This window comes from Pseudomonas sp. GM41(2012) (assembly GCF_000282315.2).
Classification (GTDB): domain Bacteria; phylum Pseudomonadota; class Gammaproteobacteria; order Pseudomonadales; family Pseudomonadaceae; genus Aquipseudomonas.
The window spans coordinates 568,553-580,876 of record NZ_AKJN02000008.1 but is presented as its reverse complement, the minus strand read 5'-3'; the positions used below and the strand labels follow the sequence as shown (position 1 = coordinate 580,876).

Annotated in this window: 13 protein-coding genes and 1 riboswitch; of the genes, 2 read left to right on the top strand and 11 right to left on the bottom strand. The window is 62.1% G+C overall.

All coding sequences use genetic code 11. The annotated features are described in order from the left end of the window. Positions 1-89: 89 nt before the first annotated feature. The 10 genes from PMI27_RS05645 to cobO form a co-directional block, all read right to left on the bottom strand. Positions 90-824, bottom strand: a complete 735-nt coding sequence (locus PMI27_RS05645) for an adenosylcobinamide-GDP ribazoletransferase (RefSeq protein ID WP_008148678.1) — start codon at positions 822-824, stop codon at positions 90-92. Between the two features lie 2 nt (positions 825-826). Continuing rightward, entirely contained in the window at positions 827-1,402 is a 576-nt protein-coding gene (gene cobC, locus PMI27_RS05650; RefSeq protein ID WP_008148676.1) for an alpha-ribazole phosphatase family protein, read from the bottom strand. Beyond that, a complete protein-coding gene (gene cobT / locus PMI27_RS05655; RefSeq protein ID WP_008148673.1) occupies positions 1,399-2,454 on the bottom strand; it encodes a nicotinate-nucleotide--dimethylbenzimidazole phosphoribosyltransferase in 1,056 nt (351 codons plus the stop codon). Before cobT ends, cobC begins: the two co-directional genes overlap by 4 nt. Then, a complete protein-coding gene (gene cobU / locus PMI27_RS05660) occupies positions 2,451-2,972 on the bottom strand; it encodes a bifunctional adenosylcobinamide kinase/adenosylcobinamide-phosphate guanylyltransferase (protein ID WP_008148670.1) in 522 nt (173 codons plus the stop codon). Before cobU ends, cobT begins: the two co-directional genes overlap by 4 nt. Before the next feature lie 129 nt (positions 2,973-3,101). Then, the gene (locus PMI27_RS05665) at positions 3,102-4,553 is read right to left on the bottom strand and encodes a cobyric acid synthase (RefSeq protein ID WP_008148668.1); all 1,452 of its coding nucleotides are present in this window, start codon (positions 4,551-4,553) and stop codon (positions 3,102-3,104) included. Further along, positions 4,550-5,542, bottom strand: a complete 993-nt coding sequence (gene cobD / locus PMI27_RS05670) for a threonine-phosphate decarboxylase CobD (protein WP_008148665.1) — start codon at positions 5,540-5,542, stop codon at positions 4,550-4,552. Before cobD ends, PMI27_RS05665 begins: the two co-directional genes overlap by 4 nt. Next, entirely contained in the window at positions 5,535-6,443 is a 909-nt protein-coding gene (gene cbiB / locus PMI27_RS05675; RefSeq protein ID WP_008148663.1) for an adenosylcobinamide-phosphate synthase CbiB, read from the bottom strand. The genes cobD and cbiB overlap by 8 nt, the downstream gene beginning before the upstream one ends. Further along, entirely contained in the window at positions 6,440-7,090 is a 651-nt protein-coding gene (bluB, locus tag PMI27_RS05680) for a 5,6-dimethylbenzimidazole synthase (RefSeq protein ID WP_008148660.1), read from the bottom strand. Before bluB ends, cbiB begins: the two co-directional genes overlap by 4 nt. After that, positions 7,087-8,487: a cobyrinate a,c-diamide synthase gene (locus PMI27_RS05685; protein ID WP_008148659.1), complete on the bottom strand. Its 1,401-nt coding sequence runs from the start codon at positions 8,485-8,487 to the stop codon at positions 7,087-7,089. Before PMI27_RS05685 ends, bluB begins: the two co-directional genes overlap by 4 nt. A 10-nt stretch (positions 8,488-8,497) precedes the next feature. Next, entirely contained in the window at positions 8,498-9,109 is a 612-nt protein-coding gene (cobO, locus tag PMI27_RS05690; protein WP_008148657.1) for a cob(I)yrinic acid a,c-diamide adenosyltransferase, read from the bottom strand. 81 nt (positions 9,110-9,190) lie between these two features. Beyond that, positions 9,191-9,425: riboswitch (cobalamin riboswitch) on the bottom strand. A 155-nt stretch (positions 9,426-9,580) separates the two neighbouring features. Here cobO and PMI27_RS05695 point away from each other — a divergent pair. Together PMI27_RS05695 and PMI27_RS05700 are read left to right on the top strand one after the other, a co-directional pair. Beyond that, positions 9,581-10,165 carry a hypothetical protein gene (locus tag PMI27_RS05695; RefSeq protein WP_008148655.1) on the top strand — a complete coding sequence of 195 codons (585 nt, stop codon included), beginning with the start codon at positions 9,581-9,583 and terminating at the stop codon, positions 10,163-10,165. A 68-nt stretch (positions 10,166-10,233) separates the two neighbouring features. Continuing rightward, positions 10,234-11,547, top strand: coding sequence for a PQQ-dependent sugar dehydrogenase (locus PMI27_RS05700; protein ID WP_008148652.1), 1,314 nt, complete (start codon positions 10,234-10,236; stop codon positions 11,545-11,547). Between the two features lie 122 nt (positions 11,548-11,669). On the opposite strand, the gene PMI27_RS05705 is transcribed toward PMI27_RS05700, so the two are convergent. Then, positions 11,670-12,323, bottom strand: a complete 654-nt coding sequence (locus tag PMI27_RS05705) for an O-methyltransferase (RefSeq protein ID WP_008148651.1) — start codon at positions 12,321-12,323, stop codon at positions 11,670-11,672. Between the last annotated feature and the right edge of the window lies 1 nt (position 12,324).

Sequence of the window (12,324 nt, the reverse complement as noted above, 5' to 3'; positions counted from 1 at the left end):
ACCTGTAGGAGCAAGGCTTGCCCGCGATGAACGTTAACGCGTTTTCCCTGAAAGAACAGCAGCGCGGCCATCGCGAGCAAGCTTTGCTCCTACGGAACCAGTGCGAGGCTGACCAGTAAAACCATTTCCAGCAATTCCAGCAACGCCCCCGCCGTATCGCCCGTCGTGCCGCCCAATCGGCGCAGCATCAGTTGCCGCAGCCAGACAAACACCAGCGCCGCCAGCACCACTGCCAATACGCCGCTGAGGCCGGCAATCAAAACACACGCCAACGCACTCACCGCCAACACCTGCTTACCCGCCAGACGCGGCAGATGATCGGCCAGCGCTTGTCCCAGGCCACCGGCACGCACATAAGGCGTGGTCAGGAACAACCCCAACATCGCGCTGCGCCCGATCAACGGGACAATGATCAGGACAACGGCGTGTTGCTGCTCGATCAATGCCAGCAACGCGGCGAATTTGAGCAGCAACACCAGCACCAGCGTCACGACCGCAATCGGCCCGCTGCGCGGGTCCTTCATGATCGTCAACGTGCGCTCGCGATCTCCGAACCCACCGAGCCATGCATCGGCGCTGTCGGCCAGGCCATCCAGGTGCAAGGCACCGCTGAGCAGGACCCAAACCGTCAGCAACAGCGCGGCGTGAAGCAACAACGGGGTACCGAGCAGCAGCCAGTTGGACGCCCACAAAATCCCGCCGAACAGCAGGCCGACCAGCGGATAAAACAGCAAGGACCGCCCCAATTCCTGTGGTTCCGGCATGCCCGGCAGACGAATCGGCAGACTGCTCAAAAATTGCAGGGCGATCCAGAACGGCAACATGGTCAGAGCGCTTCCTTTAACAACAGGCCGGATTCGACCGTCAGCGAAAACAACGCGCCATGCCCGACTTCGACGTTGAGCAACTGCTCACGAGGCAATCCCCGCGCCTGAGCCAGCAACAAACGCATGACCCCGCCGTGACTGATCAGCAACACCCGCTCGCCTGCGTAAGTAGCCTGCAAGCGCTCAACAGCTGCCAACACCCGCGTCGAAAAATCCACCACCGGCTCACCCTGAGGCGGCGTAAACGAATAAGGGTCGGCCCAAAACAATCCCAACGCCTCGGCATCGGTTTCCATCAACGCGGCGGCGCTCTGCCCTTCCCAGACGCCGAAGTGCAGCTCCTGGAGGTCTTTATCCAACTGCACCGGCAAACCCAACTGTGCGCCGAGCTCTTCGGCGAACCGCGCGCACCGCTGCAGTGGCGAGCTGACCAAACGATCCCAAGGCCCCTGCTCGACCACTGCCGCGCGCATCTGCGCCCAGCCCTTTTCAGTCAACGCATCGTCGAGGCTGCCGCGCAAACCGCCACCGAGTTCGGTTTCGCCGTGGCGCAACAGGTCCAGGCGCAAGGTCATACCGGACGATCCGCCACGGCGGCCTCGGCGAATGTCGCCATCTGCCCGTGAAGGTCGCACGCCAGACGCAGCAACGGCACGGCCAACGCGGCACCACTGCCCTCGCCCAGACGCAGGCCGAGGTCCAGCAGCGGTTCGGCGTTGAGGGTTTCCAGCACATGACGATGACCCGGCTCGGCGCCGCGATGGCCGAACAACAGCCACTGACGGCATTCAGGATTCAAGCGCACCGCCACCAACGCCGCGACGCTGCAAATAAAACCGTCCACCAGCACCGCAACGCCTTCCTGGGCACACGCCAGATACGCGCCGACCAGAGCCGCAATTTCAAAACCGCCGAGGTTGAACAAGGTTTGCAGCGCATCACCACGCTGAGCGCTGTGCAACGCCAAAGCGCGTTCGATCACCTGCGCTTTATGGCTGACACCCGCCGCATTCAAACCTGTACCCGGCCCGGCCAGATGCACCACCGGGCAATCGAGCAAGGCACAGGCCAACGCGCTGGCCGCGGTGGTGTTGCCGATGCCCATCTCGCCACCGATAAACAACTGCGCTCCCGCCGCGATGGCGCGCTGCACACTGTCGCGGCCGGCCTGCAAAGCGAGTTCGCCTTGAGCCGGCGTCATCGCCGGACCTTCGACAAAATTCGCCGTGCCCGGGCCGATGTTGACGTGACGCACACCTGGCAAATTCAACGACGGCGTGACCGTGCCGAGGTCGACGACTTCCAGGGAGGCCCCGAGTTGCCGCGCCAGCACGCTGATCGCCGCCCCGCCACTGACGAAGTTGAGCAACATCTGCCCGGTGACTTCCTGGGGAAATGCCGACACCCCTTCAGCAACCACGCCATGGTCGCCGGCAAAAATTGCGATCCACAGCTGATCCAGACTCGGCTTGACCTGCCCCTGCAGCCCGGCCAATTGCACGGCCACCGACTCAAGCCGACCGAGGGAGCCGGCCGGTTTGGTCAGCTGCTGTTGACGGGCCTCAGCCTGCTCGACCGCTTGAGCGTTGATCGGTTTGCACGGGTTCAGCCACCAGGATTGAGTCATAACGCAGTTCCTTTCAAAGTCAGGGGCAGGCCGGCGACGGTCAGGACGACGCGTTGACAGCGCTCGGCCAAGGCTTGATGCAGCCAACCGGCTTCATCGACATAGCGGCGAGTCAATTCGCCCAGCGGCACGACACCCATTCCGGTCTCGTTGCTGACAAAAATGATTTCACCCGGCAACGACGCCAGGCAGTCCAGCAGCGCATCACGCTCGGCCGACAGACGCTCGGCGTCGTCGAGCATCAGCAGGTTGGTCATCCACAACGTCAGGCAATCCACCAGCAGGCACTGATCGGCACTGGCGGTTTCGCGCAGGATGCGGGCGAGTTCCACAGGTTCTTCGATCAACGCCCATTCGGCTGGGCGACGGGCGCGGTGATGGGCCACCCGCTCGTTCATTTCACCGTCGAGGGGTTGGCTGGTGGCGATGTAGGTCACGTGTAATTGACTGTCTGCAGCCAGCTTTTCAGCCAAGCGACTTTTGCCGGAGCGGGCGCCGCCGAGGATCAGTTGCAGCATGGTTCATTCCTTCAAATTGGCGGTGTGGCGACGGGCCTCATCGCGGGCAAGCCTTGCTCCTACAGGATCAAGAGCGGCTCTTGCCCCTGTAGGAGCATGGCTTGCCCGCGATGACATTCTCAAACCCCCTCAAATCCCACAGAGCTCACGCAACAGTCGGGTATCCAGATGCTTCTCCACCAGATCCGCCAGCCGCTCGATATCGCGCTCACGTAACGCGTGATAATCCACGTCCTGCACCGCCTGCAAACCTGCCCAGCGCAACAGCGCACTACACGCCGCGGGCGATTCAAACAGGCCATGCAGATAGGTGCCGAAAATCTGCCCGTCCACGCTTTGCGCACCGTCGCAGCGACCGTCGTCCAGTTGCACGGCGGCGTTTTCCAGCGCCGGCCCGGTGGTCACGCCGGCATGAATTTCATAGCCGATGACCGGCGCGTCTTCGAGCGCCAGACGCCCGCGCACATTGCGCAATTGCTTCTCTTCTTCGAGCCGGGTTTCGAACGCCAACAAGCCCAAACCGACGCTGGAACCCGGTGCGCCTTCGAGGCCCAGCGGGTCGTGTACCTGGTCGCCGAGCATTTGCAGACCGCCGCAAATCCCCAGCACTTTGCCGCCATAACGCAGATGACGACTGATCGCAGTGTCCCAGCCATTGGCCCGCAGATACGCGAGGTCGCTGCGCACGCTTTTCGAGCCGGGAAGAATAATCAGGTCCGCCGGTGGAATTGCCTGACCGGGGCCGACAAATTGCAGATCCACCTGCGGATGCAAGCGTAGCGGATCGAAATCGGTGTGGTTGCTGATGCGCGGCAGCACCGGCACCACCACTTTCAGCACCTGGTCGGCCTTGTCGGTCTGACGCTGATCGATGCCGTCCTCGGCCTCAAGGTGCAGGTCCATCACGTAAGGCAGAACGCCGATCACCGGTTTGCCGGTCCGCGCTTCCAGCCAGTCGAGGCCCGGTTGCAGCAAAGCGATATCGCCACGAAACCGGTTGATGATGAAGCCTTTGACCCGCGCCTGCTCGCTGGGCGACAGCAGTTCCAGCGTGCCCACCAGATGCGCGAAAACCCCACCGCGATTGATGTCAGCAATCAGCACCACCGGACAATCCACGGCTTCGGCAAAGCCCATGTTGGCGATGTCGCCGGCACGCAGATTGATCTCGGCCGGCGAGCCCGCGCCTTCGACCATGACCACTGGATACGCTGCGCTCAGCCGTCCATGAGAGGCCAGCACTGCTTGCATCGCGATGGCTTTGTAGTCGTGATACGCGACCGCGTTCATCGTTGTGACCGCTCGGCCATGGATGATCACTTGAGCGCCGGTGTCGCTGTTGGGTTTGAGCAGGACCGGATTCATGTCGGTGTGCGGCTCAAGGTTGGCGGCTTGAGCCTGCACCGCTTGCGCACGACCGATCTCGCCACCGTCGGCGGTCACGGCACTGTTGAGCGCCATGTTCTGTGGCTTGAACGGCACGACGCTGACGCCCTGACGCGTGACCCAGCGGCACAACGCCGTTACCAGCGTACTTTTACCGGCGTCGGAAGTGGTGCCCTGCACCATCAACGTTGTCATTGGGTTTCCCTAGCGTAGGCTTCGAACGCTTGCGCGAGACGTGTCCAGTCGGCTTCATCGGCGGGCAAGCCGAAACGCAGGCTGCTGTTGTGCGTGAACAACCGCAGCAGAATGCCGCGCCGAGCCATGAATTCATGCAAGGCTTCGGCGCGTTCGGTGATCAGCCATTGAAACAACGCGCAGCCGCCCTGGGGTTTGAAACCGTGGTGTTCAAGCAACAGCGCCAGACGCTCGCTGGCCTCTTCAGTGCGAACCCGCTGCCGGGCATGCCCTTCGGTATCCAGCAGACAGGCCTGACCCAGCACCCGCGTCGGCCCGCTGACCGCCCACGGTCCCACTTGCTCGGCCAGCAACTTGAGCAACTTGCGCTCGGCCAGCACGAAACCCAGGCGCACACCGGCCAGGCCGAAAAATTTGCCGAAGGAACGCAGCACGATCAACCCGACCCGATTGGCAAAAGGTGCCAGGCTCAGCTGCGGCGTGTTGTCCATGAACGCCTCGTCCACCACCAGCCAGCCACCACGCTGGGCCAGCCGCGAGTGCCAGTCGAGCAGCCGAGTCGGTGTCAGGCTCAGGCCGGTAGGATTGTTCGGGTTGACCACTACCAGCACGTCGAAGCTGTCGAGATAGAAATCGACTTCCTGCTCCAGCACTTCACGCACGATGTAGCCATTGCGGCGCCACGCTTCGGCGTGTTCGGCGTAACACGGCGAGAGCACGCCGACCTTGCCCGCCCGGCGCAAACGCGGCAGCAACTGGATCGCCATTTGCGAACCGGCCACCGGCAGCACCTGAGCGGCGCCGTAATAATCACAGGCCGCCTGCTCCAGACCGTCGTCGGTTTCCGGCAAACGCGCCCAGGCCCGCAACGGAATCTCCGGGACCGGAAACGGCCAGGGCGCGAGGCCGCTGGACAGGTCGAGCCACTCGGCTTCGGCGATGCCGTATTCGAGCGCCGCCTTGCGTAACCGACCACCGTGCTCAAGCATAAAATTCAGCCCCCACGCAGAGGATCAGCAACCATAACCATACCCCGCGCTGGACCAATTGCCAGCCGCGGTCGATGGAGTCGGCGTCCGCCGGTTCGCCTTCGCCCAATTGCGGACGCTGATGCAGTTCGCCGTGATAAATCGCCGCCCCGCCCAACTCGACGCCGAGCGCTCCGGCACCGGCCGCCATCACCGGACCGGCATTCGGGCTGTCCCAGGTCGGGCCTTGGGTACGCCAACATTTCAGCGCCAGACGGGTTTTGCCCAGCAGCGCGTAGGTCAGCGCCACCAGGCGTGCAGGAATATAGTTGAGGACATCGTCGATCTTTGCCGCCGCCCAGCCGAAACGCTCGAAGCGTTCATTGCGGTAACCCCACATCGCATCCAGCGTGTTGCTCAAACGGTAGAGCACCACGCCAGGCGCGCCGGCCACGGCAAACCAAAACAGCGCAGCGAATACCGCATCGCTGCCGTTCTCCAGCACCGATTCTGTAGCGGCGCGGGCGACTTCGGTTTTATCCAGTTCGCTGGTCTGGCGGCTGACCAGATAACTGACACGTTTGCGCGCCTCGTCCAGATCATCACTGCGCAGCGCCTTGGCCACCGGCTCGACGTGTTCACCGAGGCTGCGCATGCCGAGGGCGCAATAGAGCACCAGAATCTCGACGATCCAGCCGACATAGGGCGCCCAGGAAAACGCCGTGGCCAGCAGGGTCAGCGGCAACACTGCAATCACCCAAGCGGTGACGCCATGGCTGCGCCAGCCGCGACCTTCACCATTGAAACGTTGCTCGATGCGGTCGGCAAAACGGCCGAACGCCACCAGCGGATGCCAGCGCTTGGGTTCACCCAGCAGCGCATCCAGCGCAACCGCGGCGACACTCAACAACGCCACACTCATTGACTTACTCCCCAATAATTTTCATACAGCAACTCACTGAGCGGACGCGCCTGCGCCCAGCCTTCGAGTACCAGCATCGGCGCCGGATAGAATTCCTTGACCGGCCCCAGGCAAAGAACGGCCAACGGCTTGGCTCCGGCGGGTAGACCCAACAGGTCCGCCAGGGCTTGCGGCTCGAACAGCGAGACCCAGCCCATGCCCAATCCTTCAGCGCGGGAGGCCAGCCAGAGGTTCTGGATCGCGCAGGACAACGAGGCCATGTCCATTTCGGGCAAGGTGCGACGGCCGAAGATGTGACGCTCGCGATCATCCATCAGCGCCGCGACCAGCACCTCGGCGCAGTCGTTGATGCCTTCGACTTTCAGCTTCATGAACTCGTCGGTGCGCTCGCCGAGGGCTTCGGCGGTGCGGAGGCGTTCTTCCTCCACCAATAACTGAATCTTGCCGCGCAGGGCTCGATCGCTGATGCGGATGAACCGCCAGGGCTGCATCAGGCCGACACTCGGCGCCTGATGCGCGGCTTCGAGCAGGCGCCGCAGCAACTCGGGCTCGACCGTGCCGCCGCTGAAATGACGCATGTCGCGGCGTTCGCCGATGGCTCGGTAGACCGCTGCGCGTTCAGCTTCGGAAAAGGCGTTGTCAGTCATGGCCTCTTCGCGAGCAGGCTCGCTCCCACAGTGGAAGGTGTGCTATCTGAAGAAACGCGGTCCCCTGTGGGAGTGAGCCTGCTCGCGATGGCGTCCGTATGGTCAGGCACAAACAGCGCGGCAATCGCCAATGGATTGGACGGAAAATAGAAGTGCACATAAGAGGCGGTCATCCGCCCCTCACGATAAACCGCCTCCGCCCCTCGCCCACCATTCGGGCTCAGCCCACGAGCAATCGGCTCAAGCTCAGTGCTGGTCAACGAGTGGTGATACGTGTGCCCGCGCAACAAACCTTCCGGCAACTCAACTGCCTGCAACGCCAACGCGGCCAGACGCTTTTGCATCACCGCATCACCGGCCAGCAAGCCGACCAGTTCAGCGCGAGTGCCCTCGACATCGGTCAACGAATCGAGCAGATACAGCATGCCGCCGCACTCGGCCAACAATGGTTTACCCGCCGTATGGTGAGCGCGGATTGCGGCCAGCATCGTGGTGTTCTGTGACAGGGCCACATGGTGCAATTCGGGATAACCACCCGGCAGATAGAGGCTGTCTGCCTCCGGCAATTGCGTGTCACGAATCGGCGAGAAAAACGACAACTCGGCGCCCATGGCTCGCAGCAAATCCAGACTTGCACCGTAGGTGAAGGCAAACGCTTCGTCACGGGCCACGGCGATACGCACGCCGGCCAGCAACGGTTCTGCAGCGATCACATCAGGCGCGGCGAATGCCACCGCTGGTGGCAGCGCGACCTCGCAACTGCTGGCCAGTGCGTCAGCCGCTGCATCGAGGCGCAGGTCGAGATCGTTCAACTCACTGGCCTGAACCAGCCCGAGATGCCGACTCGGCAATTCGATCCCGGTTTCCCGGGACAAGGCGCCGTACCAGCGCAAGCCTTCAGTGAGGCTGCCTTCCAGTAATTGCGCGTGACGCAGGGTGCCGACGCGGTTGGCCAGCACACCGGCAAACGGCAAGTCCGGCTGATACTTCGCCAGCCCCAGGGCCAGTGCGCCAAAGGTCTGGGCCATGGCAGTGCCGTCGATAACACCGAGCACCGGCACACCGAAGTGCCGCGCCAGATCAGCACTCGACGGCGTACCGTCGAACAGCCCCATGACGCCTTCGATGAGGATCAGATCCGCTTCGCCGGCGGCCTCCCACAACAGTCGACGACTTTCCTGCTCGCCGACCATCCACATGTCCAGTTGATACACCGGCGCACCGCTGGCGCGCTCGAGAATCATCGGGTCGAGAAAGTCCGGGCCGCATTTGAACACGCGCACTTTGCGCCCCTGATTGCGATGCAAACGGGCCAGTGCGGCGGTGACGGTGGTCTTGCCCTGACCGGAGGCCGGCGCGGCAATCAATACCGCCGGGCATTGACGATGGCTATTCATAAAGTGCAGCTCACAACTCGACGCCTTTTTGCGCTTTGATGCCGGCCTGGAACGCGTGCTTGATCACGCTCATTTCAGTAACGGTGTCGGCCAGTTCGATCATCTCCGGCTTGGCGCCGCGACCTGTCACCACCACATGCTGCATCGGCGGACGGGCCTGCAAGTCGCTGAGCACTTGATCGAGATCCAGATAGCCGTGCTTGAGTGCAATGTTCAATTCATCCAGCACCACCAGGCCGATCGACGGATCACGCAGCAATTCGCGCGACACCGCCCACGCGGCTTCGGCGGCGGCGATGTCACGCTGGCGATCCTGGGTTTCCCAGGTGAAGCCCTCGCCCATCACATGAAAACGCACCTGTTCCGGGAAGCGCCGGAAGAACAGCTCTTCGCCGGTGCTGCTGCGCCCCTTGATGAACTGCACCACGCCACACTGCATGCCGTGGCCCATGGACCGGGCGAGCATGCCGAAGGCCGAGCTACTTTTGCCTTTGCCGTTACCGGTCAGCACCAGCAGCAGGCCGCATTCATTCGGGGAATTGGCGATGCGTTCGTCGATCACGGCTTTTTTGCGCAGCATGCGCGCCAGATGACGTTCGTCACGATCGGGGGTATCAGTCATGGGGGAGCTCTCCGTTGAGGCTGGATAACGGCGGGCAGGCACAAGAATAGACGGCAAGAAGCCTGGCATCGCCCACCGTGATGCCGCTGGATGGATCAGGCCGGTCTCCGGGCTCATGAGCGGCGATTTGCCTGACTGCGCGCCTTCCCATGTCGACAGTCGACACAGTGGCTCAAGGCGCAGCCTTCACTCATTTACCGTTGCGGGGGCAGCGCCGGGATTATGGCTCTTCGTCACTTGAAGAGAATCACTCACCGGCTTCCCTGTTTCACTCTGTCGACCAACGTCACAGAGCACCTGAAACAAGCCGCGAAGGTTAGAGGGTTGGGGATGGAGCGTCAATTGAAGACAGGCGGCCTGCGAGCGAATAACTGCCGCCGATCAATTATCTGACGCCAATCTTGTGCCACACTCTCAGCGGTGATATCAAAGAGCCACAACCTCACAACACAAATAACAAGGGTGAGCCACATGCAAGGCATGATCATCAGCAATCCGAAGCTGGAATTCCTGCGCCCGGTGCTGGAACGCTGGTTTGACTGTATCGACCGCTACAACGCCGTGCGCGGCGATAATGACACGCCTTACTGGTACGACGAAAAAGCCAACCTGAGCCTGCTTTCCGCCGCGGCCTGGATGGCGGAAATGGTCACGCTGCAACAAACACCGACCCGTAAACAGGTCGAAGAAGGCGAACGCAATGGCCGCGCCGATCTGTTTATCGCGACCAGCGAAGAACGCGCTTACCTTCAGGCGACGCAGCGCTGGCCACGCGTCAACAGCCTGAACCTGACTCAAGCCTTGCAGGACATCACCAGCGATGCCAAACGCATCAGCTACGCCAGCGACCTGAAACTCGGCTGCCTGTTCGTTGCGCCGCAAAAAGCTCAACAGAGCGCCACCCCGGAAGAACTCCAGGACATGGTCGATGATCTGCAAAAGGAACACACCTGCGCCGTGGCCTGGTACTTCCCCTATGCCTATCGCAAGTTGCGCAACGAAGCCGGCAACTATCACCCTGGCATAGCCGTGCTGTTCAAGGAAGCCCGCGGCTGACCGGTTGAACCATCGCGCACCTGCTCTTCTCTATTGATTAGGTCAATGCATTCATAGGGAAGATCAGCATGCGCAAGCCCCCGCTCGCTCTCGTCATCGTGCTCGCCGGAGGGCTTGCGGCCTGTGGAGAAAACGCCAGGCTGCAAGTCTCCGACGGCACCGGCCCATCGCCCAAGCTGCCAGAACCGAACAAGACCCTGATCCCGACGGTGAACATCGCCCCGGCGATCGGCTGGCCGGACGGTGCGAAACCCATCGCCGCGACAGGCACTCAGGTGGCGGCATTTGCCGAAGGTCTCGATCACCCGCGCTGGCTCTACGTGTTGCCCAACGGCGACGTGCTGGTCGCCGAAACCAACGCACCACCCAAACCCGATGACGGCCAAGGTATTCGTGGCTGGGTCATGGGCAAAGTCATGGGCCGTGCCGGCGCCGGCGTACCGAGCCCGAACCGCATCAGGCTGCTGCGCGACAAGGACCACGACGGCATCGCCGAAACCCGCACGGTGTTCCTGGAAAACCTCAACTCACCCTTCGGCATGACCTTGGTCGGCAATGATCTGTACGTCGCCGACACGGACCGCTTGCTGCGCTTTCACTATGAAAACGGCGAGACAGCGATCAAGTCGCAGCCGATGAAGGTGATCGACCTGCCGGGCGGCACGCTGAACCACCACTGGACCAAAAACGTCATCGCCAGCAAGGACGGCAGCAAGCTGTACGTCACGGTGGGCTCGAACAGCAACGTCGGTGAAAACGGCATGGATCAGGAGGAAGGTCGCGCAGCGATCTGGGAAGTGGATCGCGCCACCGGCAACCATCGCATCTTCGCCTCGGGGATTCGTAATCCAAACGGGCTGGCCTGGGAACCCCGGAGCGGCGCATTGTGGACAGCGGTCAACGAGCGCGACGAAATCGGCAGCGATCTGGTGCCGGACTACATCACGTCAGTGAAGGACGGCGGGTTCTACGGCTGGCCTTACAGTTATTACGGTCAGCACGTCGACGTTCGCGTCGAGCCGCAAAACCCCGACCTGGTGGCCAAGGCCATTGCGCCGGACTACGCGGTCGGCCCGCATACTGCCTCATTGGGCCTGACGTTCGCTGAAGGCAACAGACTGCCGGCGCAATTCAAGGAAGGGGCATTCATCGGCCAGCATGGCTCGTGGAACCGTAAACCGCACAGTGGCTACAAAGTGATTTTCGTACCGTTCAGCTCAGGAAAACCGAGCGGGCCGCCGGTGGATGTGCTCACTGGCTTCCTCAATAACGAGGAAAAAGCCATGGGCCGGCCGGTGGGCGTGGTGATTGACCGGCAGGGTGATTTGTTGGTGGCGGATGACGTGGGCAACAAGGTGTGGCGCGTGTCGGCGGTTAAATAAATTTCGAACCGCACATAACCCATGTGGGAGCGGGCTTGCTCGCGAAGAGGCCATAACATTCAGCATCTCTGTTGACTGTTACACCGTCTTCGCGAGCAAGCCCGCTCCCACAAGAACCGCGTTCAGCGCTTGCGGCAGAGTGTGAGCCCATCCCCCAACGGCAACAACGACAAATCCACACGCGAGTCATCCTTCAATGCACGATTGAGCGCCTGGATGGCTCGGGTGTCTTCGCTCTCGGGATTGTCCTCAAGCACCCGGCCACTCCACAGCGTGTTATCAAACACCGCCAGACCGCCGACACGCAGCAGTCGCAATGCGTGCTCCAGATAACGTGGGTAGTTGGCTTTGTCGGCATCGATAAAGATCAGGTCGAATGACGCTTGCTGATCCAGCTGAGCCAGGGTATCCAGCGCGGGCGCCAGACGCAGTTCGATCCGCTCGGCAAGTCCCGCCTCCTGCCAGTAACGGCGCGCGGTGGCGTTGTAGTCGCCGGGAATGTCACAGCAGATCAGCGAACCGTCATCCGGCAATGCAGCCGCCATGCACAAGGCGCTGTAACCGGTGAAGGTGCCGATTTCCAACAGACGCTTGGCACCGGTGAGTTTCACCAATAGCGCGAGGAACTGCCCCTGCTCCGGCGCCACCTGCCAGCGAGCCATGGGCAGCGCCTGGGTTTCGTCACGTAAACGCTTGAGCAACGGCGTTTCGCGCAGGGAAACGTCGAGCAGGTATTGATACAGGGAATCGTCGAGATTGAGTGTGCGAGCGGTCATG

Excerpts from the sequence above, each read along its gene's own strand:
- PMI27_RS05645 (WP_008148678.1), bottom strand. The coding sequence starts at position 824 with ATGTTGCCGTTCTGGATCGCCCTGCAATTTTTGAGCAGTCTGCCGATT.
- cobC (WP_008148676.1), bottom strand. The coding sequence starts at position 1,402 with ATGACCTTGCGCCTGGACCTGTTGCGCCACGGCGAAACCGAACTCGGT.
- cobT (WP_008148673.1), bottom strand. The coding sequence starts at position 2,454 with ATGACTCAATCCTGGTGGCTGAACCCGTGCAAACCGATCAACGCTCAA.
- cobU (WP_008148670.1), bottom strand. The coding sequence starts at position 2,972 with ATGCTGCAACTGATCCTCGGCGGCGCCCGCTCCGGCAAAAGTCGCTTG.
- PMI27_RS05665 (WP_008148668.1), bottom strand. The coding sequence starts at position 4,553 with ATGACAACGTTGATGGTGCAGGGCACCACTTCCGACGCCGGTAAAAGT.
- cobD (WP_008148665.1), bottom strand. The coding sequence starts at position 5,542 with ATGCTTGAGCACGGTGGTCGGTTACGCAAGGCGGCGCTCGAATACGGC.
- cbiB (WP_008148663.1), bottom strand. The coding sequence starts at position 6,443 with ATGAGTGTGGCGTTGTTGAGTGTCGCCGCGGTTGCGCTGGATGCGCTG.
- bluB (WP_008148660.1), bottom strand. The coding sequence starts at position 7,090 with ATGACTGACAACGCCTTTTCCGAAGCTGAACGCGCAGCGGTCTACCGA.
- PMI27_RS05685 (WP_008148659.1), bottom strand. The coding sequence starts at position 8,487 with ATGAATAGCCATCGTCAATGCCCGGCGGTATTGATTGCCGCGCCGGCC.
- cobO (WP_008148657.1), bottom strand. The coding sequence starts at position 9,109 with ATGACTGATACCCCCGATCGTGACGAACGTCATCTGGCGCGCATGCTG.
- PMI27_RS05695 (WP_008148655.1), top strand. The coding sequence starts at position 9,581 with ATGCAAGGCATGATCATCAGCAATCCGAAGCTGGAATTCCTGCGCCCG.
- PMI27_RS05700 (WP_008148652.1), top strand. The coding sequence starts at position 10,234 with ATGCGCAAGCCCCCGCTCGCTCTCGTCATCGTGCTCGCCGGAGGGCTT.
- PMI27_RS05705 (WP_008148651.1), bottom strand. The coding sequence starts at position 12,323 with ATGACCGCTCGCACACTCAATCTCGACGATTCCCTGTATCAATACCTG.